We start from the raw sequence: 24613 nt of genomic DNA on the forward strand, positions 1-24613 counted from the left end.
CAGAACATCACAACGACAACCACAACGACAAGGTATGAGGGGCGGGCCATGGAGCAAGCGGACTTTATCCATCTGGTGCGCGAGAGCGAAATAGAAAGCGCCAACGACAGCGCCGCCTACCGGCGCAGTGTCATCCGGTTTGCGCTGCTGGGCTACCTCTGGGTGGTGGGCTGCCTGGTGCTCAGTCTGGGCGTCCTCGGCTTTGTCGTGGCCCAGGCAGTGCGCGGCCAGTTTCGCGGCGGCTATGTGCTGGCGCTGGTGTTTGCGCTGGGCCTGCTGTGGACCAGCTTCAAAGCGCTGTGGACGGGCCCGGCCGACGAGCCCGAAGGCATTGCCATTACCGAGGCCGAGGCTCCGGAGCTGTTCAAGGCGCTCGATCGCATACGCCGCAAGGTCAAGGGCCCGGCCATCGATGCCGTCTACCTGCAAGATGACTTCAATGCCGCCATCTGGCAGCGGCCCCGCTTTGGCATGCTGGGCGTCTCGGTCAACTACCTGATAATTGGCCTGCCGCTGCTGATGGCGCTCGACAAGGCCAGGGTGATGGCCGTGCTGGCCCATGAATACGGCCATCTACGCGAGAACCATAATCGCCTCAGTGCCTGGGTGTACCGCTCGCGGCGCGCCTGGCTCAAGCTTTACTACAGCATGCGCGAAGATGACGGCCCGATGGCCGCAGCCACCCGCTCGTTCCTGAACTGGTACTTTCCGCGCTTTGCCGCCAAGACCTTTGCGATGGCCCGGCAGGACGAGTACGAGGCCGACCGCATCGCCGCCCAGCTGCTGGGGGCCGACGTGGCGGCTGCCACACTGACCGAGCTGGAGATCAAGGCCGCCTGGCTGAGCGATGCCTTCTGGGGCCAGCACTGGCGCAGCGCAGCCCAGCACCCGCTGCCCCAGGGGCCGTTCAGTGCCATGCAGGCCCTGCTGCGCCTCAAGCCCGAGCCGGCATTTGCGCAACAGGCCCTGCGCCAGGCGCTCGCGCGGATCAGCGATGTGGACGACACCCATCCCGCCTTGCGCGACCGCGTGGAGGCCATCAGTGGCGAGCGCCCTGGCCTGCCCAGCTGGTCCACCAAAGGCGCTGTGAGCCTGCTGGGCCCCAAGGCTGCGGAATGGATGCAGCAGTTCGACGCCCGCTGGTGCAAGGACAACGCCAGCACCTGGAAGCAGCACCATGCACGCATGGCGCGCTGGCAGCAGCATGCCCAGCAGCTGCGTGCCAATGCGGCCCACTCCAGCAATGCAGAGCTGATCGAGCGCGCGCGCATTGAGCGCAAGATCGACCGCCAGGCCCCCGTGCGCCAGCTCTACGAGCAGGTGCTGGCCCGTGATGCGCAGCACCCCGGCGCGCTGGCCGGACTGTCCGCCTGCCTGCCCACCAGCGATACCGCCTTGCAGCAAAAATGCCTGGAGGCGCTGTGGCAGACCGCCCCGAGCTACCGTCCCTATGCCACGCGGGCGATGGTGGGCATGCTGGAGGCCCAGGCCAAGCAAAGCAGCTACGACGCTGCCGCCATGCGCCTGTGGCGTGACCGCGCCCGCGAGGCCGAACAGCAACAGCAGGAATTTTTTGACCGCTTGCAGCAGGCCCCTGTGTTCCAGGGCACGCGCGTGAACGATCTGAGCGCCTTCGAGCTGGCCGATCTGCGCGGCGAGCTGGCCCTGTTCAAGCCGATCAGCCAAGCCTGGCTGCTCAGCAAACCAGAATCAAGCATGCCCGAGCTGCGCATCCATCTGCTGCTGGTGCAGGCCCCTCGCCTCCATGAAGAGCAACGCAGCGAGCTGCGCCGCGCGCTGTACGCCGATATCGACCTGCCCGGCATGCTGCTGGTGGTGTGCGTGGGCCCGGGCGAGCCGGCCAGCGAAGAAGAGGCAAGGCGCCACGCGCGCCAACCCATTTACCTCGCCACTCTGTAGAACCAGCGTCAGGCCTGCATCGAAAACTCCCGCCCAGCCAGTTGGCTTCGCTTTGGCCCTACACTGGCGGCCAGACATCACTCCTGTATTGATAGCTGTCTGCGCCAGCCCCCATGCCTGCATAGGGTCCCTGCGTGGCCAGCTCACCGCTTCTTTACCGTGCCATCCGCTGCAAGCTCTCCTCTCTGCCTGGGCCTGGCAGGCCCCACCGCCTCCGGCAAGACCGGCGCTGCCATTGCGCTGGCGCAGCAACTGGGCGCGGCGCGGCCCGTCGAGATCATCAGCGTGGACTCGGCCCTCATCTACCGGGGCATGGACATTGGCTCGGCCAAGCCCAGCGTGCAGGAGCAGGCCGGCATTGCCCACCACCTGCTCGATATCCGCGACCCGCTGGACGCCTACAGCGCGGCCGAGTTTGTGCGCGATGCGCTGGCGCTGGTCGCGCAAATCCATGCGAGGGGCGGCATCAGCTTGCTGGTGGGCGGCACCATGCTGTACTTCAAGGCGCTGATGGATGGCATGGACGATATGCCCGCCGCCGACCCGGCAGTTCGCGCCCAGCTTGATGCCGAAGCCGCCCTCCATGGCTGGCCCCATATGCATGGGCTGCTGGCGCAGGTTGACCCGGTGACCGCGCAGCGCCTCGCGCCGGGCGACAGCCAGCGGGTGCAGCGCGCGCTGGAGGTCTGGCGCATCAGCGGCCAGCCGCTGTCGCACTTCCATGCGCAGCAAAAGCGGCCGTCGCCACTGCTGCAGCTGGCACCGGGTTTTCAGCTCTTCAGTTTGGAGCCCAGCGACCGCGCCTGGCTGCATGCGCGCATTGCGCTGCGCTACGACCAGATGCTGGCCCAGGGATTCTTGGCCGAGGTGCAGCAGCTGCGCGCGCGCGGCGATCTGCAGCTGAATCTGCCATCGATGCGCTGCGTGGGCTACCGCCAGATGTGGGAGATGCTCGACCGCTGCGCAGAGCGAGGCATTGCCGTGCACACCGAGCGCGACGTGCCGCCCGCATTGTGGGCCGAGATGCGCGAGCAAGGCATTGCCGCCACGCGCCAGCTGGCCAAGCGCCAGATCACCTGGCTGCGCAGCATGCCCGCCCGCCAAGCGATTGCCTGCGATGCGCCGGGTGCGCTGGACCAATGGCTGCGCGCCGCCAGCGCCCGGCTCGCCGCTGCTGGCGCCTAAACGCGGGCCCACACCATGCCCACCCAACCGCAAGAAACACGGCCGCCTGCGGGCAGCCGCATCGCCGAGCGCCTAGCCGGCGCGCATTTTCAGGATGCCTGGTGCATCCACACCGCGCAGACCGGCGAGCCGGCGCTGGCCTATTTTCTGGCCGCAGTCGCGCGCACGCCGCGCTGGATTGAGTGGTGCATGCAGGCCCGCAACCGGGTTGGACAGCTGCTAGGGCTCAAGAACCTGGGCACCCTCTCCCAGATCGACCCGCAGCGGCCCGCCAGCGCCTACCAGCCTGGCGAGCGCGTGGGCGTTTTTACGGTGTTAGAGAACAGCGCAGGTGAAGCACTGATCGGCGACAGCGACAAGCATTTGAACGTGGTGCTCAGCGTCCACCGCGCGCCTGTGGCGGGCCGCCAGGACCAGGTCGCCATCACCATCACGACGGTGGTGCATGTCCACAACCTGCTCGGCCACTTGTATATGCTGCCGGTGGCGCCGATGCACCGGCGCATTGCACCTGCGGTGCTGGCCGCCTTGGGCCAGGCACAACCTGCAGCGGCCTAAGCGTTCGCAGCGGCGTTCGCAGGATCCGCACGCATCCAGTCGCAGGTCGCCCGCCAAAACAGCAGCGCGCTGCCGCTGACCACCGCACCCAGCGCACACACGCCGAGCCACCCCGCATAGGCATAGACGCTGGTGGCGCTGATGGCGCCCAGGCCGCTGCCTACTGCATAGAACAGCATGTAGACGGCGACCACGCGGCTGTGCGCATCGCTGCTGCGCGCAAAGATCAGGCCCTGGTTGCTGACATGCAAGGCCTGGCCCCCCAGATCCAGTAGCACAATGCCCAACACCAAGGCTGTGATCGCCCAGCGCGGATCGGGCAGCCCGCCCAAACCGGCCAAGGGCAGCCAGGCCAGCAGCAAGGCCAGCAAGGCCCACATTGATGCGCGCTGCGCCTGGCCCCTGTCCACCCAGCGCCCTGCTAGCGTCGCTGCCAACGCGCCGGCGGCACCTACCAGGCCAAACAGGCCAATGGCAGTGTGCGAAAAACCAAAAGGCGCTGCGCGCAGCGGCAGCACCAGGCTGCTCCAGAAAATGCTGAACGCGGCAAACATCAGCAAGGCCAGCACCCCGCGCACCTGCAGGACCCGGTCGCGCCGCAGCAGGCTGCCCATCGACGCCACCAGTTGTCTATAGCCCAGGGTGGATGGCCGATGCGCCAGCACTGGCAACCACCACCACAGTGGCAGCGCCATCGCCAGCATCAGCGCCGCCGATGCCATATAGACGCTGCGCCAGCCCCAGGCATCGCCCACGGCCCCGGCCAGTACCCGCGCCAGCAGCAGGCCGATAAAAACTCCGCTTTGCGCGCCCCCCACCACCCGGCCCTGGGCATCGGGCGGCGCTGCACTGGCGGCGTAGGCGATCAGGCCCTGGGTCATCGCGGTGCCCAGCAAGCCCACCGCCAGCATCGCCCCCATCAACAGCGGCGCAGAAGGCGCCCAGGCTACGGCCAGCAACGCCAGCACCAGGGCCAGCAATTGCCAGGCCATCAAGGGGCGCCGGTTGACCCGGTCGCCCAAGGGCACCAGCAGCAGCAAGGCGAGGGCCGATCCCAGCTGCGTGGCGGTGATCACGCCACCGACCGCAGCCAGCGGTATGCCCAGGTCCAGCGCCACCGCATCGAGCAGCGGCTGGGCGTAGTACACATTGGCCACGCTGGCACCAGCGGCCACGGCGAACAGCCCCACCAGGCCTGATGGCACGACAGGATGCTGGACCTGCCGGCCCGGGGTATCAACACAGGAAGAGGAAGTCATCGAGTCATCACAATCTAGTTTTAATTTAAAACTAGATGAATTCTAGGCATTCCAGTTTTAAAATGCAACTCAAATGAAAACTTGGAGGACACCGCATGACCCAGCCTGAGCCCTGCCCCGTTGCGCGAGCGCTCGATACCATTGGCGACCGCTGGTCGCTCTTGATCGTGCGGGATGCCTTTGACGGCGTGCAGCGCTTCGGCGATTTGCAGCGCAACCTGGGCATGGCGCGCAATATCCTGAGCGACCGCTTGCGCAAGTTGGTGGACGCGGGCGTGCTGCAGACGCAGCCCGCATCCGACGGCAGTGCCTACCAGGAATATGCGCTGACGGCCAAGGGCCTGGGCCTGTTCCCGGTGGTGGTGGCGCTCAGGCAATGGGGCGAGGACCAGCTGTTTGCGCCGGGCGAGGCGCATTCGAGTTTGGTGGAAAAAGCCAGCGGCAAACCCGTGGCGCGCATGCAGCCGCAAACCGCCGACGGCCAGGTGCTGGCGCCCAGCGCCGCCATGGTGCGCAAGCTGGGCTAGCCGCTTATTAGCAAGACAGGCCAGGGCCTTACTTGCCGACCAGGTCGCTCAGCTTCTGGGCTTCAAATTCTGTCTCTCGCTGCGCATCGCAAGGCACGCAATCGCCCAGCTTGCTTTGCAGCGACAGCTTCTCGATGGCAGCCCAGAGCATGGTGATCTGCTGCTCATGGCCAGCCGCGCTGTCGATGATGCCGCGCATGGCCTTGGACAGAGGATCGTCTTCCTGCGTCACGCCGTAGGCGGCAAACTTCTGCTCAGGCTGGGCCTCGGTCACATCGGCGCTGGCGCCTTGGCGCGAGGCAATGATGCGCGCGGGGATGCCCACGGCGGTGGCACCCGCAGGCACCGGCTTGATGACCACGGCATTGCTGCCGATCTTGGCGCCGTCGCCCACCTCAAAGCCGCCCAGCACCTTGGCACCCGCAGCCACCACCACGTTCTTGCCCAAGGTGGGATGGCGCTTGGCGCCCTTGTAGAGCGTGGTGCCGCCCAGGGTGACGCCGTGGTAGATGGTGCAGCCGTCGCCGACAACCGCGGTCTCGCCAATCACGACACCCATGCCGTGATCAATAAAGACATTGCGGCCAATCTGCGCGCCGGGGTGGATCTCGATGCCGGTCAGCCAGCGGGCCATGTGCGAGATGAAACGGCCCGTCCATTTGAATCCATGGCTCCAGCACCAGTGCGCAGGACGCTGCATCCAGATCGCATGCAGACCGGGATAACAGGTGATGACCTCCCAACGGCTGCGGGCAGCAGGATCGCGGTCGAGGATGCACTGAATATCGGAGCGCAGGCGGTCAAGCATGGAAACAATGGTTATATAAGTATTCGAGGGCCCGCCAGTCTAGCGTTTTGTGGCCTCGGCCGTGCGCAGCATGGCCTTGGCAACACCTCTGAGGATATGGATTTCCTCCTGGGTCAGTTGCGCGCGGTTGAACATCTGGTTGAGCCGGGGCATCAGCTTCTTGGGCGCATCCAGGTCCAGAAAGCCGATCTCGGCCAGCGCCTGCTGCCAGTGCGCCAGCATGCCCGCCACCTGCTGCGCATCGGCCCGCTCGCCCCGCGCCGCCACATCGCTCACGCCATAGCCGCCCAGTGCCTGGCGCCAGTCATAGGCCACCACCTGCACGGCCGAGGCCAAGTTGAGCGAGCCAAAATCCGGATTGGTCGGAATCGACAGCGCCACATGGCAGCGGTACACATCCTCATTGGCCATGCCATAGCGCTCGCAGCCAAACAAAAAGGCCACGCCACTCTCGCCGCTGGGGTTGGCGGCTGCGGCGTCGCTGGCTGCGGGGGTGGTCTCTTCATCCAGCGGACCCGGCCCGGCCTGGGCGGCCAGCGCGCCTTGCAGCAGCAGCGCAAAGTGCTCGCGCGGAGTGCGCGCGGGCGGGCCAAAGTCACGCGGGGTCATCGCGGTGGCGCACAGGTGGCTCATGCCATCGAGCGCTTCCTCCACGGTGGCCACAATGCGGCAGTTGGCCAGCACATCCAGTGCGCCGCTGGCGCGCTGGATGGTTTCTTCCTTGCGCAGCACATTGCTCCAGCGCGGGCGCACCAGTACCAGGTCATCGAAACCCATGGTCTTGATGGCGCGGGCGGCGGCGCCCACATTGCCGGCGTGGCTGGTTTCGATCAGAACAAAACGGGTTTTCATAGACAGGTCGAGCAAAAATGGACATGCACCAGCGAAAAAAATCGACCGCAGGTACAATCTAGCCCCTATTGTCGCTGCCGCATCGCCGGCCGCGGTCTACTTGCCGCTCTTGCCCCAGCGTTTCGCAGCGTTTTTGCTGCCCCACTTACGCCCACACAATTTATGTCGTCCTCCTCCCTGCACCCCATGCTCAACATGGCCATCAAGGCCGCTCGCGCTGCTGGCGCCATCATCAACCGTGCCGCGCTTGACGTGGAATCGGTGCGGGTATCGACCAAACAGGTGAACGACTTTGTGACTGAAGTGGACCAGGCCTCCGAGCAAGCGATCATCGAGACCTTGCTGACCGCCTACCCGGACCACGGCATCCTCGCCGAAGAATCGGGCAACGAATACGGCAACCCCCGCTCCAACCACATCTGGATCATCGATCCGCTGGACGGCACCACCAACTTCATCCACGGCTTCCCCGTCTACTGCGTCAGCATCGCGCTGGCCGTGAACGGCCGCGTCGAGCAAGCCGTGGTGTACGACCCCACCCGCAACGACCTGTTCACCGCAACCCGTGGCCGTGGCGCCTTCCTGAACGAGCGCCGCATCCGCGTGTCCAAGCGCACCCAGCTGCGCGACACACTGATCACCACCGGCTTCCCCTTCCGTCCGGGCGACAACTTCAAGCAGTACATGGCCATGCTCGGCGATGTGATGCAGCGCACCAGCGGCGTGCGCCGCCCCGGCGCAGCGGCGCTGGACCTGGCCTATGTGGCCGCCGGCTTCAGCGATGGTTTCTTTGAAACGGGCCTGAGCATCTGGGACGTGGCAGCGGGCTCGCTGCTGGTGACCGAGGCCGGTGGCCTGGTCGGCAACTTCACCGGTGAAGCCGACTTCCTGGAGCAGCGCGAAGTGCTGGCCGGCACGCCCCGCATCTACGGCCAGTTGGTGCCCATCCTCGCCAAGTACAGCAAGTTTGCCAGCGCAGGCGACAAGGCTGCCGTGCGCCAGGCGCTGAACGACGACGGCGCCGAGCCCGCTGCGGCCACCCCGGCCGAGCCCGACGCCGAGCAAGCCGAGTAAATTTCCGCACTCTCCTACGACAAAGCCCACAGGCCAGGCCTGTGGGCTTTGTCTTTGGGCGATCAGAAAACCGCCTCTGTCTGTCAGTTGCCAAACACGATCTGCGCAACCACACCAGACGCAATGGCCACCAGCAGGTAGTCACCGCCATTCTGGATCCAGTGGTAGCCGCGCGGGGGCGAGCTCAGGCGGTGTCCGCGCCAGTCATTGACCACATAGCCATGCGCCCGGTACTGGGGCGGCACGCGCGAGCCCTTGACCCAGCGGTGGTCCGGCCCCGCACCGCGGTGGTTGCGCGCATCGGGCCGGTGCGCATCATGGCGGCGATCGGGCTGCGCACGACCCCGGTCATCATGGCGCTGCGCATCCTGCGGCGGGCGCGGTTGCGCTTGCACGCCGACTGCTCCAGCCCCCATCGTAGCCACCAGTGCAGCGGCGGCGATACGGCTCATCCATGTTGTCGTTGCGTTTGTCATTGAGGACCTCCTATCCTTGTAGAGCACAAGGCAGAACCGCCTTGCTTGCAACCCATGATGGCGCAAGCCTGAGGGCAAGGTGGTAGGAATCGGGCAGCTTTACCGAGATTTTCGAGGCGGTGCGATGGGCTTTACATTCGCATCGGGGTGTTAAATCTCTTCAAAGATAGCGGCGCTTGCCGCTGCGGCGTCCGCCCGCGCCGAGAACTCCTTGCATGGCAGATCTGCCAGATATTTCCATGCGCTGCATGCGAGTGACCGCCAACTTTATTCGCCAATTGCGTTAATATGCTCACCCCGCCCAGGCCAATCGCCCCCCAGCCAGCCTTGTATGATGCGCATAGCGGCCAGACGCACACAGGCGCAGCCACCCTGCCCCCTGATGCACCGCCGGTGGTGCCCGCCTTTATGAGCCCGGTGCTAACCCCATCACCCATGCCATGCCAAGTTGGATGCATACCAACCCATACCAATAGATGAGTTCAAACCCAATGGAAAATCCAACGCTGACAAAAGCCGATTTTTCATCGCATACGCCCATGATGCAGCAATACCATGCTGCTAAAGTTGACCACCCCAACACCTTGCTGTTCTACCGCATGGGGGATTTTTACGAGTTGTTTTATGGCGATGCTGAGAAGGCCGCGCAGCTGCTCAATATCACCTTGACCCAGCGCGGCCAGTCGGCCGGCCAGCCGATTCCGATGGCGGGCGTGCCCTTCCATGCGCTGGAGAACTACCTGGGGCGCTTGCTCAAGCTCGGCGAATCGGTGGCGATTTGCGAGCAGGTGGGCGAAGTGGGGGCCAGCAAGGGCCCCGTCGAGCGCAAGGTGGTGCGCGTGGTCACGCCCGGCACGGTGACCGACAGCGAGCTGATGAGCGACAAGGCCGAGGCCATGCTGCTGGTGGTGCACCAGGCCCAGCGCGCCCGCTGTGGCCTGGCCTGGCTCAGCGTCACCCAGGGCAAGATTTTTCTGGCCGAGTGCACGCATGAAGAGCTGCCCGCCTGGATTGCGCGCATTGCGCCCAGCGAAGTGGCCTACAGCGCCGGTGCCTCGCAGCGCTTTGAGCAATCGCTCTACCAGCTGCGCAGCAGCGGCGTGCTGACCTGCCCGCTGGCGCTGCGCCCCGACTGGCAGTTTGACGAGAAGCTGGGCGAGCGCAAGCTGCTCGAGCAACTGGGCGCGGCCAGCCTGCAGGCCTGGAATGCGCAGACCTTGTATGCTGCCCATGCGGCCGCTGGCGCGCTGCTGACCTATGCCGAGCACACCCAGGGCCGCAACCTGCCTCATGTGCAGACCATCCATGTGGTGCGCGACGATGCACTGATCGACCTGCCTGCGACCACACGCCGCAATCTCGAGCTGGTCAAGACCTTGCGCGGCGAGGACGGCCCGACCCTGTTCTCGCTGATCGATACCTGCCAGACCGGCATGGGCAGCCGCTTGCTCAAGAGCTGGTTGCTCGAACCCAGCCGCGACCGCAGCGATGCGCGTGCGCGCCTGGGCGCCATCGCCGTGCTGCGCGGCGACAGCGACACGCTGTCGGCAGCGCCGTGGCAGATTCTGCGCACCGAGCTCAAGGGTGTCTCCGATGTGGAGCGCATCACCGCCCGCATCGCCCTGCGCCAGGTGCGCCCGCGCGAGTTGGTAGCGCTGGGTTTGACCTTGCAAAAGGCCCAGCAGCTGGCGCGCAATGCCGCTGCGCCCGCGCCACTGCTGGGCGAGATTTTTGAAGCGCTGCAGCCGCCCTTGGAGGCGATGGAGCTGCTGATCCGTGCGATCGATCCCGAGCCCGCAGCGCTGGTGCGCGACGGCGGCGTGATTGCAAACGGTTTTGATACCGAGCTGGATGAGCTGCGCGCGATCCAGACGAATTGCGATGCCTTTTTGCTGGACCTGGAGACGCGCGAAAAAGCGCGCACCGGCATCAGCAACCTGCGCGTGCAGTTCAACAAGGTGCATGGCTTCTATATCGAGGTCACCAGCAGCCACAAGGACAAGGTGCCCGACGACTACCGCCGCCGCCAGACCTTGAAGAACGCCGAGCGCTTTATCACGCCCGAGCTCAAGACCTTCGAAGACAAGGCGCTGTCGGCCCAGGAACGCGCCTTGCAGCGCGAGAAATGGTTGTACGAGCAGGTGCTCGACCAGTTGCAGCCGCATGTCAGCGCCCTCACGCGTGTGGGCCAGGCGATTGCCTCGCTCGATGCGCTGTGTGCGCTCGCCGAGCGCTCATTGACCCTGAACTGGTGCGCGCCGCAGTTTGTGCCCGAGCCCTGCATCGACATCGATGCCGGCCGCCACCCGGTCGTGGAAGCGCGCCTGGCCGAAACCTCCAACGCTTCCTTCATCGCCAACAACACGCGGCTGTCGAGCCTGCAGCGCCTGCAGATCATCACCGGCCCCAATATGGGCGGTAAATCGACCTATATGCGCCAGGTGGCGCTGATTGCGCTGCTCGCCAGCATGGGCAGCTATGTGCCCGCCACGCGCTGCCTGCTCGGGCCCATTGACGCGATCCACACCCGCATCGGCGCGGCCGATGACCTGGCCAATGCCCAATCCACCTTCATGCTGGAGATGACCGAGGCCGCGCAGATCCTGCACAGCGCCACCCCCAACAGCCTGGTGCTGATGGACGAGATCGGCCGGGGCACCAGCACCTTTGATGGCCTGGCGCTGGCCAGCGGCATTGCCACGCATCTGCATGACAAGACCAAGGCCCTGGCCTTGTTCGCCACCCATTACTTTGAGCTGACCGAGCTGCCGGCCAAGGCCAAACATGCGATCAACATGCATGTGGCCGCGACCGAAGCGGGCAGCGACATCGTGTTTTTGCATGAACTGCAACCGGGCCCGGCCAGCCGCAGCTATGGCGTGCAGGTGGCCAAGCTCGCGGGCATGCCCGCGCCCGTGCTCAGCCATGCCCGCCATGCACTGGCCGCGCTGGAAGCGCGCCAGCAGGCGGGCGACTCCCAGGTGGACCTGTTTGCCCAGCCGGCCTCGGCCGAGACCCCCACTCCCAGCGCCGTCGAGGCGCAATTGCGCGAGCTGCAACCCGATACGTTGACACCGCGCGACGCCCTCGATCTACTGTATTCACTCAAGCGACTCGCTGACAAGTCATGACCTATTGTGTAGCCATCAAGCTGAACGCCGGCCTGGTGTTCCTCTCCGACTCCCGCACCAATGCGGGCCTGGACCATATCAGCACCTTCCGCAAGATGATGGTGTATGAGAAGCGCGGCGAGCGCTTCATGGTGCTGCTGTCTGCCGGCAATCTGTCGATCTCGCAATCGGTGCGCGAGATATTGCAGACCCAGCAGCTCGAAGACGAGAACGGCGGCCCGCCCATCACCATCTGGAACGCCAAGAGCATGTTCGATGCCACCCGCGTGCTGGGCGCTGCCGTGCGCCATATCCAGGAGCGCGATGGCAAGGCGCTCGAGCGCGCTGGCGTCGACTTCAACTGCAGCCTGGTGTTTGGCGGCCAGATCGCTGGCGAGAGCCCGCGCCTCTTTCAGGTCTACTCGGCCGGCAACTTCATCGAGGCCACGGCCGAGACCCCCTACTTCCAGATTGGCGAGGCCAAGTATGGCAAGCCCGTGCTCGACCGCGTGCTGACGCCCAAGACCCCCCTCAATGAAGCGGCCAAATGCGCGCTCGTCTCCATGGACAGCACGCTCAAATCCAACCTGTCGGTGGGCCTGCCGCTGGACCTGGTAGTCTACGAAACCGACCAGCTCGCCTGCGACAACATCGCCTGCATCGACGAGTTCAACCAGTACTTCCGCATGGTGCGCAACACCTGGGGTGACAAGCTGCGCCAGGCCTTTGACAGCATCGACGACCCGCACTGGGACAGCGGTGATACGGCCGCATCGATCCAGCCGGACAACAGCGCCATCCGGCCGGTCAAAAAAATCACCAATTCAAATGTGATGCTCTAAAGCGGTAGTTGGTGCGGAGTGCGCCAGCCTGCGCACAAACTATCAGCCATGCACCAGATTGGGGTTTTGCGCCAGCTGCTGGGCAATCGCACGGCAGGTGCGCAGCAGCGGCTGGATATAGGCGGCCTGCACATCTTCGCGCTGGCGGAACAGCAAGGTGCTGACGCTGATGGCGGCCACGGGGCTGCCGTCCGGCCCCAGCACCGCAGCGCCAAAGCAGTAAATGCCCTCTTCATTTTCTTGCGCATCGGTGGACCAGCCGCGTTGGCGCACTGCGTCCACCTGCTGCTGCAGCGCCTGCGCATCGCCCACCGTCTGCGCCGTCAGCGGCGCATAGCTCAGCTCTGCCATCAGCGCACTGGCATCGCCGGGAGGCAGCGCGGCCAGGTAGGCCTTGCCCACGGCGGTGGAGTACAGGTTCACGCTGGTGCCAATGCGCGATGACATCTGCACGGCGCTGTCGCTCTCGAGCTTTTCGATATAGACCATGCTGTGGCCCGAGGGCACGGCGAAATGGATGGTCTCCTGCGTGGCATCGCGCAGATCACGCAACGCCTGGGTCGCTGCCATGCGCAGGCCCGAGCGGCTCCAGCTGCGGCTGGCCAGTTGTACCAGGCGCGGGCCCAGGGTCCAGCAGCGCGTGCTCCCCACTTCCACCAACATGCGCTCGGCCTGCAGCGCCGCCACAATGCGGTGCACCGTCGGGCGCGGAAAACCTGTTGCCTTGGCCATCTCGGCAATGCCCAGCGGCTCGCTGCCATCTGCCACCAGCTGCAGCACGCGCATGAACTTGGAAAACGCTGCCGTGCCGGCAACACTGCTTTCAGAAGACGAAGTAGCCATGCGCCGTAGCATACCCCAGCGCAAGAGGGTTCAGGGTCGCCAGCTGCATGCACTGCGCGCTCTCCTGCCATTCGACGCATACAGAGGCCAAAGCATTCTTCTTTTCCATAGGAATGCGGTTCCATCCCTTCAACGGTGATGCCTTCCGAATGATCACTATGGAAAATCCATAGCCAGCATCGCGGCAGACCGCTACCATGGCGCATCCCCCCACGACACCGCTTCCCGCCCGCCATGCGCTTTGACCTGCAAGACCTGCGCCTTTTTGTCCATACGCTGGAGTCCGGCACCATCACCCAGGGGGCAGAGCGCTGCCATATCACCCTGGCATCGGCCAGCGAGCGCATTCGCGGCATGGAAGCGGTGCTGGGCGCGCCCTTGCTCCACCGCAGCAAGCGCGGGGTCACAGCGACCGAGGCGGGGGCCGTGCTGCTGCCCCATGCCCGCCGCATGCTGCTGCAGATGGAGCAGCTCGCCGGCGACATGCAGGCCTTTGGCCAGGGCCTGGGCACGCGCATTGAGCTGCTGGCCAACACTTCGGCGATCAGCGAGCACCTGATTGCGCCGCTGGGCGCTTTTATGCAAGCCAACCCGCAGCTGCGCCTGGAGCTGCGCGAATGCACCAGCGATGCGATTGCGCGCGCGCTGATGGCCGGTGAGGCGGATATGGGCGTGCTCTCCAACGCCGTACCTGCGGGCAGCCTGCACACCCAGGTCTGGCGCGATGACCCGCTGGTGCTGCTGGGCACGACGCGCCTCTTGGCCGCCCTGCCCCAGGATGTGCAACTGCACCACCTCAAGGACATTGCGCTCCTGGGCCTGCTGCCCCAGCATGCGCTGCACCAGCTGATGGCCGCGCAGGCACTGCAGGCGGGCGTGGCGCTGCGCTACCGCGCGCTGGCCCCGCACCTCGAAGCCCTGTGCGACTGGGTCGCGATGGGCCTGGGCGCTGCGCTGGTGCCGCGCACCGCTGCCGAATGCGCCACCCTGCGCTGGCCCCAGGCCCGGCTGCGCCTGCGGCCGCTGAGCGCCGACTGGGCCGCACGCCAGCTGGTGCTGGCCTGCCGCGACCCCGCCCAGCTGCCGCCCCAGGCGCTGCAGCTATGGACCTTTTTGCAGGAAGCGGCCCACTAGGCATTGCAGCGAGCGCCATCCACGGCCCGCATAGCCGACGGCCTGCCCGGCCTTTGTCCCCGGCGGGCCCATCTTGTGCAACACTTGCGCGCTTATGTTTTCCCGCCTCTCTGTTTACTTGGCGCCAGCGCTGCTGTGCGCCGCCGCCCCTGCCCTGGCTGCAGGCTTTGATGACTGCCCGCAGTTCTTCTCGGGCAAGCCGCCCAGCACCAGTGCCTACGGCCACTTGCGTCCTTTGTGTTTTGAAGAGTTTGCCGTGCTGCATTCGGGCCAGACCAAGACGCCGATCTTTGTGGCCCAGCGCCTGAACGCCCGCATGCTGGACCAGGCCAAGGACTTGAAGCGCAGCGACAAGTTCTACGAAGAAGCCCGTCTGCCCGCGCGCGAACGCGCGCAGTTGTCGGACTACCGGCGCTCGGGCCTCAGCCGTGGCCATATGGCTGCGGCCGGTGACATGAGCACCAAGTTCGGCAAGGCCCAAAGCTATTCGCTGGCGAATATGGTGCCGCAGGACCCGACGCAAAACGGCAAGCCCTGGTCGCAGATCGAGCAGGACACGCGCCGCTATATCCGCCGCGCCAAGGGCGATGTCTTTGTCATCACTGGCCCGGTTTTTGGCAAGCAACACCGCACCATCGGTGACGGCCAGGTCTGGGTGCCCGATGCCGTGTTCAAGATGGTCTACGACCCAGCGACCGGCCAGCGCTGGGTGCATCTGCAGGACAACCAGCCATCGGCCAAGGCGGGCAAGCCCCTCAGCTACGCGGAGTTTGTGCAGCGCACGGGCATTCGCCTGCTGGACTGAGCACAGTCCCTGGCTCAGAAAAAAGGCCCATGCTGCAATGCGCAGACATGGGCCTTCGCGGGTGAATGGTGCGGCTCAGTGGTCGTTGGCCGCATCCAAAAACGCCGTGCCTTCGCTCAGCGGCGCAAAGCGGTAGGACGCGGGCGTGCGGCTGAGCTTGACCGGGGCGCCCAGGCCGGTGTAGTCGCCCATCTTCACGACCATCTCGCGGTGCGCGGTATGCGGGGCTTGCAAGGCCTGCTCCACATTCAGCACCGGCGCGGCAGGCACGCCAATGGCCATCAGGTCTTGGGCCAGTTGCACGCCGTCATGCGCGGCAAAGGCTTTTTCAAGCAGCGGCTTGAGCACATCGCGGTTGACCGAGCGCTGGCCGGCCGTGGCAAAGCGCGTGTCATCGGCCAGGGCCTCCTGCCCCAGGTGCTGGCACATCAGGCGGAACTGGCGGTCATTGCCCACGGCCAGAAAGATTGGCGCCTTGCCGGTGTTCACCACATCGTAGGGGTAGATATTGGGGTGGGCATTGCCGGAGCGGCCGGGGATCTTGCCGTTCATGAACCAGTTGGCGGCATGCGGGTGCAAGAGCGAGATGCCCGCGTCGTACAGCGAGGCATCGACCAGCTGGCCCAGGCCGCTGCGGCTGCGCTCGTGCAGCGCCAGCAGCACGCCAATGACGGCATTGAGGCCGGTGACCATGTCGACCACCGGCAGGCCCACACGCAGCGGGTCGCGGTCGGCCTCGCCATTGATGCTCATCAGCCCGGCCATGGCCTGGATGGCCGCGTCATAACCGGGCAGGCTGCCCAGCGGGCCATCGGCGCCAAAGCCGGTGACGCGGCACCAGACCAGGTGCGGAAACTGCTGCTGCATCTGCTCGTAGCCAATGCCCCATTTCTCCATCGTGCCGGTCTTGAAGTTCTCGACCACCACATCGGCCTGCGCCATCAAAGCGCGCACCTGGGCCTGGCCTTCGGCACTCGCCAAGTCCATGAACTGCACGCGCTTGTTGCGGTTCAGACCCAGGTAGTACGAGGCCACGCCTTCGCGAAACGGCGGGCCCCAGCTGCGCGTATCGTCGCCTTGCGGCGGCTCGACCTTGAGCACATCGGCGCCATGGTCGCCCAGGATCTGGCCGCACAGCGGCCCGCCCAGAATGCGCGAGAGATCGAGCACCTTGATGCCCTGCAAAGCGCCTGCTTGGGCCGCCTGTGTTGTTGTCATGGTCCGTTTTTCCGTTTTCCGTTGTATCAGTCCAGCGTCACACCCGACTGCTGCACCACTGCCTGCCATTTGTCTACTTCAGTACCGATAAAGCGCCCCAGATAGGCGGGCGACCGGTCCGGTGATGCCTCCAGGCCCTGCGCGGCAAAGGCCTTTTTCACACTGTCCGAATCCAGCGCCTTGGAGAAGGCTTGGTTGAGCACCTGCACACGCTCGGGCGGCGTGCCCTTGGGGGCGACGACACCGAAGAAAACACCCACGTCATACCCGGCCATGCCCTGCTCGGCCACGGTGGGAATGTCGGGCAAGGCGCTGGAGCGGCGCGCGGTGGCTACGCCCAGCGGTTTGACCTTGCCTGCCTTGATATAGGGCATGGCCGTCAGGATATCGGTAAAGCTCATGTCGACCTGTCCCGCCAGCAAATCATTGAGCGCCGGGCCCGTGCCCTTGTAGGGAATGTGCTGCAGCTTGGTGCCCGCCAGGTTGTTGAACATGACCCCGGCCAGGTGCGACGAAGCGCCATTGCCCGATGACGCGAAATTGAGCTTGCCGGGCTGGGCCTTGTCCAGCGCGATCAGGCCCTGCACGTTGTCGGCTGGCAGGCTGGCCTTCACCACCAGGATATTGGGCAGGTAGCCCACATAGATGATGGGCGCGTAGCTGGTGCGCGGGTCGTAGCTGATCGACTTGTACAAGCTCTTGTTGATCGCCAGCGGCCCCGAGGTGCCGAACATGATGGTGTAGCCATCGGGCTTGGCGCGCGCCACATACTCGGCGCCGATATTGCCGCCTGCGCCCGCGCGGTTCTCCACCACTACGCTCTGGCCCAGCTCGCGCGTCAGCTCGGTCGCCAGAATGCGGGCCATCGCATCGGTGGGGCCGCCCGGTGGGAAGGGTACGGTGAACATGATCGGACGGTCGGGGAATTTGTCAGCGGCTTGCGCCGAGGCGATGCCCACGCCACCCAGCCCGGCCAGGCATGCGAGGGCGAGCGCCGCCGTGTTCAAGGAAAATTTTTGCATGTTTGTCTCCATGTATTGAGGGATGCAGGTCTGCTGCCTGCGTATTGATGGGGGTGTCTCTGCCGGTCTGCGTATCTGTTATTCAGTCCAGCCAATCGGCGGGAATGGCGTCGCTCGCCAACGGGTCGCGCGGCAACACGCGGTGCAGCAGCACCAGTTGCGACAGACGCAGGCGCTCGGCCGAGTCGATCTGGCCGGCTTCCCAGGCCATCGCAATGGCGGTGGTGCAGTTGTACAGACCGGTGGCAGCCTGGCGGGCCAGCACCGCGCCGCCGTCTTGCGCGGCACGCTCGGCCAGCGCGCTGGCGCGGGCCAGAGCGGCATCCAGCGTCTGGCGGTAGCCTGCGCTGATGCTGCAATGCGCCAGCAGGCCGTGCAGATAGGCCTGCAGCACCGGCAGCGAGCCTTCCCGCTGGATGGCGCGCACGACATCGAGCGCGACAATATTGCTGGTGCCTTCCCAGATGGAGCCCAGGTGGGCATCGCGCACCAGGCGCGGGTCCGTCCATTCCTCGATGTAGCCGCAGCCGCCGCGCACTTCCATCGCGTCACCTGTGACCTTGCGCGCATCGCGGCAGGCGCGGAACTTGATCATCGGCGTCAGGATGCGCAGCAGCGCATAGGCCTCCTTGTCGCCCGCGTCCGAGCGCATCAGGGTCTGCGCGGTCTGGAACACCATGGAGCGCGCCTGCTCGGCGGGCACGCGCAGCTTGTCGAGCTGGCGCTGCATCAGCGGCATGTCCTGCAGGCGCTTGCCAAAGGCCACGCGCTCGCTGGCGACAAACTCGGCCTCGGCGACCGCGCGGCGCATCATGCCGGCCGAGCGCACACCATTGGACAGGCGCGAGTTGTTGACCATGTCGGCCATCTGCACAAAGCCCCGGCCCTGCTCGCCGATCAGGTAGGCCGTGGCGCCTTCCATGCGGATCTCGCCGCTGGCCATCGACTTGGTGCCCAGCTTGTCCTTGAGGCGAATGATGCGGTAGTGGTTCTGGCTGCCGTCATCGAGCTTGCGCGGCAGCAAAAAGAGCGAGATGCCCTTCATGCCAGCGGGCGCGCCTTCGACACGGGCCAGCACCATCGCAAACTCGGCATCAGGGTTGGAGCAGAACCATTTGTCACCCGTCACGCGCCAGCTGCCATCGGCCTGCGGTTGGGCCAGGGTCTGGGTGTTGGAGATGTCGGAGCCGGCGGCCTGCTCGGTCATGAACATGGCGCCCTGGGCCTGGCTGTCCCAGTCCAGCGACAGCAGCTGCGGCAGGTACTTGGCGACCAGCTCCGGCGCGCCGAACTTCTTCAAGGTGCGCGTGAGCGAATCGGTCATCGACAAGGGGCAGCACAGGCCAAACTCGGACTGCACAAACAGATAGGTCAGCGCATATTTGACGATGGGCGGCATCTTGCCCTGCCAGCCCAGCATGTCGTCGCGGTGCGAGATCGCCTGCAGGCCGAACTCGCCATAGGCAATGCGTTCGAGCTCTTCATAGGCCGGGTGCTTGATGATGCGCTGGCGGTCTTCCCCGGCGCGGCTGCGGTGCTCCAGCGTGGGCGGGTTCTTGTCGGCAATGCTGGCCAGCTCATCGATGCGGCCGCCTGCGAGCTCGCCCATGCGCTGCAGATAGGGCTGCAGATGGGCCAGCAGATCGGCGGGCAGGTAGAGCTGCAAGAGCTGCTGCAAAGCCGGGTCGGTGCTGTAGAAATTGCTGCCGTGGCGATCGGGCACGGGGTGGGCATGGGCTTGCGCCACCTGCGCCATGGCGCTGCGCTGGGATGGGTCCGGTGCGGACATGCGGGTCTCCTGATGGCGGGCTGGCGGCGATGCTCTGCCGGCTCGCATGGTTAGGCGTGTTTTGTGCGCGGGTTCGCGCTCGGGTCGCGAGGTTTTGCGCCATTTCAGCAGCCAGCGCTATTCGCGTCAAATATTATTAAAATCTTTATCGATACGTATTAAATATAGATAGGAGCCCCCATGGAGCTGCGGCTGCTGAACTACTTTGCAACGCTGGCCGAAGAGCTGCACTTCAGCCGGGCGGCCCAGCGCCTGTCCATCTCGCAGCCGCCGCTGTCGGTCGCCATCCGCCAGCTGGAAGAAGAAATTGGCGCTGCGCTGTTTGAGCGCAGCAGCAAGGGCGTGCGCCTGACCGCTGCCGGCGCCCACCTGCTGCCACGCGCGCGCCAACTGTTGGCGCTGGCCGGGCAGGCGGCGCAGGAGACGCGCGATGTCGGCCAGGGCGTGCGCGGCCATCTGCGCCTGGGCTTTGTCGGCTCGGCGCTCTACCGGGGCGTGCCCCAGGCTTTGGCCCATTTTCAGAACGCGCATCCGCAGGTGCGCATCGACATGCGCGAGCTCAACAGCGCCGAGCAGCTGCTGGGCCTGCAGCAGGCCGAGCTGGACATGGGCCTGGTGCATTCGGTGATGCTGCCCGAAGGCCTGCGCAGCCAGCTGCTGATGCAAGAGCCCTTTGTGGCCTGCCTGCCGCGCCCGCATGCGCTGGCGGGCCATGCCGCGCTCGATCTGGCGCAGCTCAAGCACGAGCGCCTGGTGCTGTTCTCCAGCGCTGTCTCGCCGCTCTACCACCAGCGCATCTACCAGATGTGCATGGCCCATGGCTTTGCGCCCGAGGTGCGGCATGAGGTGCGGCACTGGTTGTCGGTGCTGTCGCTCGTATCGCTGGGCCAGGGCGCGGCCATTGTGCCCGCCGCGCTGCAGCGCGTGGGCATGCCCAATGTGGTGTTTATTCCGCTCTTGGGCGAGCAGCCGCAGTCCGAGCTGCTGGCGGTCTGGCGCAGCCAGCCAGACAACCCGCTGGTGCACAAGCTGCTGCTCAGCCTGCAATCCGCCGTGCAGGCCGTGCAAGCCCCTGACCCAGGCGCCTGATCAACCCGTGTGGCCGCTCAGCACGGTGCGCAGCAGCAAATCATCGAGCGGCGCAAAGTCCACGCTTGGTGTCTGCGGCGCGGGGGCGGCTTCCAGCTGCGCCAAGGTCGTCTCGATAAAGGCATTGAGCACCGGCATCGCGGCACCATGCTCGGACTCCTTGGCCGCGCGCTTGACCACCAGCAGCGCCGCAATCGCGTCAAGCACGGCCGGGTCAGCGACCGTGCCATCGACCAGATCCTGAAAGCGCATCGGTGCCACGCCCCGGCCCTCGGCCAGCCACAGGCAGGCCAGCAGCGGGCGCAGCACATAGAGGTATTTCTTGAGCCGCACCGTCTCGCCCTGCAGGTACTCGCGGTAGTTTTTGCGCGCCATGTGCAGGTAGTGGTAGTGCGTGCGCTCGGGTAGGTGCACGCGCTCGATGGCGGCGCGCATGTCGGCCACAAACAGCGGATCGGCCTGGTAGACCACGGGAGAATCAAACCATTCGATCAAGGTGGCATTGCCCTTTTTGAGCAGGCCCAGCGCCTTGCGCAGCTCCCAGCCATTGACATCGAAGACATCGGAGATAGGCAGCTCGATCACATCGCGCTGCTCGCTCACGCTCAGGTACCAGGGCAGGCGCGGTGCATAGATAAAGCGCACATCGTAGTCACTGTCGGGCGATGCAAAGCCCCAGCCCCGGCTGCCGGACTCGCAGGCAAACAGAATGCGCACCTGGTGCTCGATCTCGATCTGCGCCAGCTTGGCTTCGATGTCGGCGCGCACTGCCGGGTCGATGGGGTGCACTTGCTCTTGCCAGGCTTCGGATGGGTTCACGCTCGCTCCCTTCAAAACCGTTGATCTTGCCAGAACCGGTGCGACCCAGCCCTGACCCGAGCCGCACTGGCTGCATAGGCAATGCGAATGCATCTGCTTACAGCCCGCATCCAGAGCGGTGCTACATGGGCATTTGGCTGCTTTCGCAACCAAGCGCACGCAGACACGCGATACTGCAGGCTTCGCAAACTCACCCGAGAACAAGAACATGCAAGGCCATCCCGACGTCGTCGACTACCTCAAGGACCTGCTGCGTGGCGAATTGGCCGCACGCGACCAGTACTTTGCCCACTCGCGCATTTACGAAGACCAGGGCTTTACCAAGCTGTTCACCCGCCTGGACCATGAGATGCAGGAAGAGACCCAGCATGCCGACGCACTGCTGCGCCGCATCCTGATGCTGGGCGGCCGCCCCGATATGCGCCCCAAGGAATTCACGCCCGGCGCGACCGTGCCCGAGATGCTGCAAAAGGACTTGGACACCGAATACGAAGTGCGTGCCGGCCTGCGCCAGGGCATGGAACTGTGCGAGAAGCACAGCGACTATGTTAGCCGCGACATTCTGCTGGCCCAGCTGCGCGACACCGAAGAAGACCATGCCTACTGGCTGGAAAAGCAACTCGGCCTGATCCATATGATGGGCCTGCCCAACTACCTGCAAAGCCAGACCTGATTGGTACGGCGCCGTGCGCCACCAAAGCGCACCGCCCCATGCATAAGGCCGCCATATTTGATTCTGGCGGCCTTTGTTATTGCGGCATGTAGCTTAGAACCTGTTCAAAGTCTCCTCGCGCCGCGACAGTGTCTTTGCGAGATGGGATGCGAGGGGGGCGCCCAGCCGCGCAATACCGCAGCAATAGCCCGGCTATTGCGAGGATTTGCAACGACGCAGACCGCTCCCTAGCCGGGCGCCCCTTCCCGGGCAGCGCAAAGCCACTGTCCCTGCGGGTTGGAGTGAAATCGGGCGATTTCTGCGCGCTGGCCCTTGCTTGCACCCAGGTGCAAGCTACGTTCTATCCCTTCGAACTCATCCCGATTGCACTCCAACGCGGCTGCGTAGAGACTTTGAACAGGTTCTTAGAGCCCCCTCAGGCGCTGGCACCTGCCAAAGGCTCTCAGGATGCCGCAGCAGGCGCCGCCGGCATGCGCATCGAGCGCACCAGCGCGGCCAGCACCACGCCATAGGCGGGCACAAACAGCAGCAGGCTCACCGCCAGCTTGATCACATAGTCCACCAGTGCGATCTCCACCCAGTTGGCGGCCATGAAGGGGTCGGCACTGCGCCAGAAGGCGATGGAGAAAAAGGCAGCAGTATCGAGCGCCTGGCCAAACACCGAGGCGGCAGCGGGTGCCATCCACCAGGCGTGGCTCTTTTGGCGAATGCGGTCAAACACCTGGATGTCGAGCAACTGCCCCAGCACATAGGCGGCAAAGCTGGCCAGCGCAATGCGGAAGACAAAACTGTTGAAGGTCTGCAGCGCCTCCCAGCCATTGAAGCGCCCTTCATGAAAGATGACGCCAACGATATAGGACACCAGCAGCGCTGGCAGCATGGCGCGGGTGATGACGCGGCGCGCCTCAGCCTTGCCAATGAGACGCACGGTCAGGTCGGTGGCCAGAAAGATAAAGGGAAAGCTGAAAGCCCCCCAGGTGCTGTGAAAACCCAACAGCGAGATGGGCAGCTGCACCAGGTAGTTGCTGGCAATGACGATGGCGATATGGAAGGCCACCAGCAAGGAGAGATAGAAGGGCACGCGCGAGACAGGGGTCTGCACGGCATGAGCGGAGTTCATGACATTCCTTTTTGGTCAATGGGGGCGAGGGAACCCATGGCTACGAAAAGTGGCCCAGGAACAATGCGGCGTTCCCAGGCACAAGGGGCCCGTATTGTATACGCGCTGCGCAAACCCGGGTGGCCACTGGGCCCAAGGCCGCCCCACCCGCTTTGCCAGCGCAGCGCAGCCGACACACACATTCAATGACTATCGCGATGAAAAAACTGTACAAATAAACAGTTAGCAGGGATACTAGACACTGTTTATTTAAACAGTCACCCTAATCTATGGAAGTCTCTACCCCTATCGCCATCAGCCTGCAGGATTGCCACGGCATTGATCCCGCCCTCAAGCACCGCGCAGAAGCGCGCTTTGCCAGAGAGATCGGCAAGTTTTTCCCCGATGAACAAGACATGCGCGAAGCCCTGAGTGCATTTACCGATGCCGCCGAAGGCGGTGAGATCTCCGCCCAGCAAGAGGTGCTGGCACGCGCCTGGCTCAAGGCCTTTGACAAGGCGCGGCAGGCGGGCTTTCAGGGGATTGGCGTGGAAGAGGCGTACTTCGACGTGCGCCTGGGCTAGGGACCCTCGGCAAAACTCCCTGCCGTGGTCTGAACGCGGTCTCGGGCGATCCGCTGCGTTGCCTTCCTCGGCAATAGCTACGGCTATTGCCTTCAAAAGACGCCTTGCGTCTCATCCCGATCCACGCCCATCCCGCTTGGCGAGGGTTCTGCAGAGGATCCTTTGGCGACACGGCCCTGGCGGCCTGGGCAGCCTGGCTTTACAGGCTGCTGCAAGGCTTCAGATTGGTTAGCCCCACAAAGGCTGGACGTTTGGAGTTTGAGCGCCCTGCCCGCTCCGCTCTATCAGCGCGCGCAGCTGAGCGATTCGCGCCAGCTGGGCTCCGTCACCATGCGCTTTTGCGACTGCAAGGTATCGCGGCAGAGGTTTTCCAGGGTGCTGCGGTTGCCCGGGTCATTCCAGTCCCAGGGGCTGGTGCCGGCAAAGGCCAGCGCTTGCTGCGCGCGCGGGCTTTGGCTGCGCACATCCTGCTCGATGCCCTGGTGCGCGGCCAGAAAATCGGCGCTGCTCTGGGCAATGTCTTCGGGCAGCAAGAAGCCCGCGCTTTCGCAGCGCTGCACCTGGTACCAGTTGTCCAGCGCATACATCACCGCGCCGTCGCAAGGCGTCGCCTGCGCAGTTGTCACCTCGGCAGAGGCTGCGCTGTCCGTGGCGCCACTCTGCACCTGCGCCAGGCTGGCACTGGCCATCACACCAGGCACCAGCAGCGCCACCACATATTTCCACATCGTCATCGGACTCATTTCTCCAGTCGGGCATTTCAAAACTTGGGCGCGCAAACCTGGCGCAGCCAGGCCCGCGGGCGCACAGGCGCCAGCCTGCGGCCAGCGAACATTGTGCATACCTCCGTTTTTTCTGCACGACGCAGCATGCATACCCCACGCAAATGGCGTAAAAAAACCCGCCGAAGCGGGTTGCAAGGGCAGA

The 24613-nt window shown here is 64.9% G+C and carries 23 protein-coding genes; 12 read left to right on the plus strand and 11 right to left on the minus strand.

Going from position 1 to position 24613, the window contains the following annotated elements; translation table 11 throughout:
- Positions 1-48 precede the first annotated feature (48 nt).
- The 3 genes from ACPEE1_RS16515 (at position 49) to ACPEE1_RS16525 (ending at position 3663) form a co-directional block, all read left to right on the plus strand.
- A complete protein-coding gene (locus tag ACPEE1_RS16515; protein ID WP_182345283.1) occupies positions 49-1920 on the plus strand; it encodes a M48 family metallopeptidase in 1872 nt (623 codons plus the stop codon).
- Between the two features lie 159 nt (positions 1921-2079).
- On the plus strand, positions 2080-3105 hold the full coding sequence (gene miaA, locus ACPEE1_RS16520) for a tRNA (adenosine(37)-N6)-dimethylallyltransferase MiaA (RefSeq protein WP_182345282.1): 1026 nt from the start codon (positions 2080-2082) through the stop codon (positions 3103-3105).
- 15 nt (positions 3106-3120) lie between these two features.
- Positions 3121-3663: a DUF2867 domain-containing protein gene (locus tag ACPEE1_RS16525; protein ID WP_423933955.1), complete on the plus strand. Its 543-nt coding sequence runs from the start codon at positions 3121-3123 to the stop codon at positions 3661-3663.
- Here the strand turns inward: ACPEE1_RS16525 and ACPEE1_RS16530 are convergent.
- On the minus strand, positions 3660-4922 hold the full coding sequence (locus ACPEE1_RS16530; RefSeq protein ID WP_182345281.1) for an MFS transporter: 1263 nt from the start codon (positions 4920-4922) through the stop codon (positions 3660-3662). The two genes, ACPEE1_RS16525 and ACPEE1_RS16530, sit on opposite strands and share 4 nt — an antisense overlap.
- A 95-nt stretch (positions 4923-5017) precedes the next feature.
- On the opposite strand from ACPEE1_RS16530, the gene ACPEE1_RS16535 reads away from it, so the two are divergent.
- Positions 5018-5449, plus strand: a complete 432-nt coding sequence (locus ACPEE1_RS16535; RefSeq protein ID WP_116924971.1) for a winged helix-turn-helix transcriptional regulator — start codon at positions 5018-5020, stop codon at positions 5447-5449.
- Positions 5450-5477: 28 nt separating this feature from the next.
- On the opposite strand, the gene cysE is transcribed toward ACPEE1_RS16535, so the two are convergent.
- On the minus strand, positions 5478-6257 hold the full coding sequence (cysE, locus tag ACPEE1_RS16540) for a serine O-acetyltransferase (protein WP_116924970.1): 780 nt from the start codon (positions 6255-6257) through the stop codon (positions 5478-5480).
- Positions 6258-6296: 39 nt separating this feature from the next.
- On the minus strand, positions 6297-7109 hold the full coding sequence (locus tag ACPEE1_RS16545; protein ID WP_116924969.1) for an RNA methyltransferase: 813 nt from the start codon (positions 7107-7109) through the stop codon (positions 6297-6299).
- A 162-nt stretch (positions 7110-7271) separates the two neighbouring features.
- Between ACPEE1_RS16545 and ACPEE1_RS16550 the strand changes: the two genes are divergently transcribed.
- On the plus strand, positions 7272-8183 hold the full coding sequence (locus ACPEE1_RS16550; protein WP_423933959.1) for an inositol monophosphatase family protein: 912 nt from the start codon (positions 7272-7274) through the stop codon (positions 8181-8183).
- 83 nt (positions 8184-8266) lie between these two features.
- Here ACPEE1_RS16550 and ACPEE1_RS16555 read toward each other — a convergent pair whose 3' ends face one another.
- Complete coding sequence (locus tag ACPEE1_RS16555) at positions 8267-8635, minus strand: RcnB family protein (RefSeq protein WP_423933962.1); 369 nt, start codon at positions 8633-8635, stop codon at positions 8267-8269.
- A 563-nt stretch (positions 8636-9198) separates the two neighbouring features.
- Between ACPEE1_RS16555 and mutS the strand changes: the two genes are divergently transcribed.
- Positions 9199-11790, plus strand: a complete 2592-nt coding sequence (mutS, locus tag ACPEE1_RS16560) for a DNA mismatch repair protein MutS (RefSeq protein WP_182345279.1) — start codon at positions 9199-9201, stop codon at positions 11788-11790.
- The gene (locus ACPEE1_RS16565) at positions 11787-12611 is read left to right on the plus strand and encodes a proteasome-type protease (protein ID WP_116924966.1); all 825 of its coding nucleotides are present in this window, start codon (positions 11787-11789) and stop codon (positions 12609-12611) included. The genes mutS and ACPEE1_RS16565 overlap by 4 nt, the downstream gene beginning before the upstream one ends.
- Before the next feature lie 42 nt (positions 12612-12653).
- Here the strand turns inward: ACPEE1_RS16565 and ACPEE1_RS16570 are convergent, their stop codons facing one another.
- Positions 12654-13454, minus strand: a complete 801-nt coding sequence (locus tag ACPEE1_RS16570; RefSeq protein WP_021027677.1) for an IclR family transcriptional regulator — start codon at positions 13452-13454, stop codon at positions 12654-12656.
- 234 nt (positions 13455-13688) lie between these two features.
- Here ACPEE1_RS16570 and ACPEE1_RS16575 point away from each other — a divergent pair, with 234 nt between their 5' ends.
- Positions 13689-14588, plus strand: a complete 900-nt coding sequence (locus ACPEE1_RS16575) for a LysR family transcriptional regulator (RefSeq protein ID WP_260719155.1) — start codon at positions 13689-13691, stop codon at positions 14586-14588.
- 94 nt (positions 14589-14682) lie between these two features.
- A complete protein-coding gene (locus tag ACPEE1_RS16580; protein WP_423933967.1) occupies positions 14683-15393 on the plus strand; it encodes a DNA/RNA non-specific endonuclease in 711 nt (236 codons plus the stop codon).
- A 75-nt stretch (positions 15394-15468) separates the two neighbouring features.
- Here the strand turns inward: ACPEE1_RS16580 and ACPEE1_RS16585 are convergent, their stop codons facing one another.
- The 3 genes from ACPEE1_RS16585 to ACPEE1_RS16595 all read right to left on the minus strand — a co-directional run bounded on the left by ACPEE1_RS16585 (position 15469) and on the right by ACPEE1_RS16595 (position 19422).
- Positions 15469-16611 carry a CaiB/BaiF CoA transferase family protein gene (locus tag ACPEE1_RS16585; RefSeq protein ID WP_423933970.1) on the minus strand — a complete coding sequence of 381 codons (1143 nt, stop codon included), beginning with the start codon at positions 16609-16611 and terminating at the stop codon, positions 15469-15471.
- 26 nt (positions 16612-16637) lie between these two features.
- Positions 16638-17633, minus strand: a complete 996-nt coding sequence (locus tag ACPEE1_RS16590) for a Bug family tripartite tricarboxylate transporter substrate binding protein (RefSeq protein ID WP_116924962.1) — start codon at positions 17631-17633, stop codon at positions 16638-16640.
- An 82-nt stretch (positions 17634-17715) separates the two neighbouring features.
- Positions 17716-19422, minus strand: coding sequence for an acyl-CoA dehydrogenase family protein (locus ACPEE1_RS16595; protein WP_116924961.1), 1707 nt, complete (start codon positions 19420-19422; stop codon positions 17716-17718).
- Between the two features lie 180 nt (positions 19423-19602).
- Here ACPEE1_RS16595 and ACPEE1_RS16600 point away from each other — a divergent pair, with 180 nt between their 5' ends.
- Positions 19603-20511, plus strand: a complete 909-nt coding sequence (locus ACPEE1_RS16600) for a LysR family transcriptional regulator (RefSeq protein WP_423933974.1) — start codon at positions 19603-19605, stop codon at positions 20509-20511.
- On the opposite strand, the gene ACPEE1_RS16605 is transcribed toward ACPEE1_RS16600, so the two are convergent.
- Entirely contained in the window at positions 20512-21330 is an 819-nt protein-coding gene (locus tag ACPEE1_RS16605) for a nucleotidyltransferase domain-containing protein (protein WP_232539567.1), read from the minus strand.
- A 208-nt stretch (positions 21331-21538) separates the two neighbouring features.
- Here ACPEE1_RS16605 and bfr point away from each other — a divergent pair, with 208 nt between their 5' ends.
- Positions 21539-22003: a bacterioferritin gene (bfr, locus tag ACPEE1_RS16610; protein WP_116925234.1), complete on the plus strand. Its 465-nt coding sequence runs from the start codon at positions 21539-21541 to the stop codon at positions 22001-22003.
- 442 nt (positions 22004-22445) lie between these two features.
- Here the strand turns inward: bfr and ACPEE1_RS16615 are convergent, their stop codons facing one another.
- Complete coding sequence (locus ACPEE1_RS16615) at positions 22446-23123, minus strand: 7-cyano-7-deazaguanine/7-aminomethyl-7-deazaguanine transporter (protein ID WP_116924958.1); 678 nt, start codon at positions 23121-23123, stop codon at positions 22446-22448.
- Positions 23124-23392: 269 nt separating this feature from the next.
- Between ACPEE1_RS16615 and ACPEE1_RS16620 the strand changes: the two genes are divergently transcribed.
- Positions 23393-23686 (plus strand): hypothetical protein, encoded by a 294-nt coding sequence (locus tag ACPEE1_RS16620; protein WP_312990331.1) that lies wholly within the window; start codon positions 23393-23395, stop codon positions 23684-23686.
- A 284-nt stretch (positions 23687-23970) separates the two neighbouring features.
- Here the strand turns inward: ACPEE1_RS16620 and ACPEE1_RS16625 are convergent, their stop codons facing one another.
- On the minus strand, positions 23971-24420 hold the full coding sequence (locus ACPEE1_RS16625) for a hypothetical protein (RefSeq protein ID WP_116924956.1): 450 nt from the start codon (positions 24418-24420) through the stop codon (positions 23971-23973).
- Between the last annotated feature and the right edge of the window lie 193 nt (positions 24421-24613).

Source organism: Comamonas sp. 23 (genome assembly GCF_049601575.1).
In the GTDB taxonomy this organism is placed as follows: domain Bacteria; phylum Pseudomonadota; class Gammaproteobacteria; order Burkholderiales; family Burkholderiaceae_C; genus Comamonas; species Comamonas squillarum.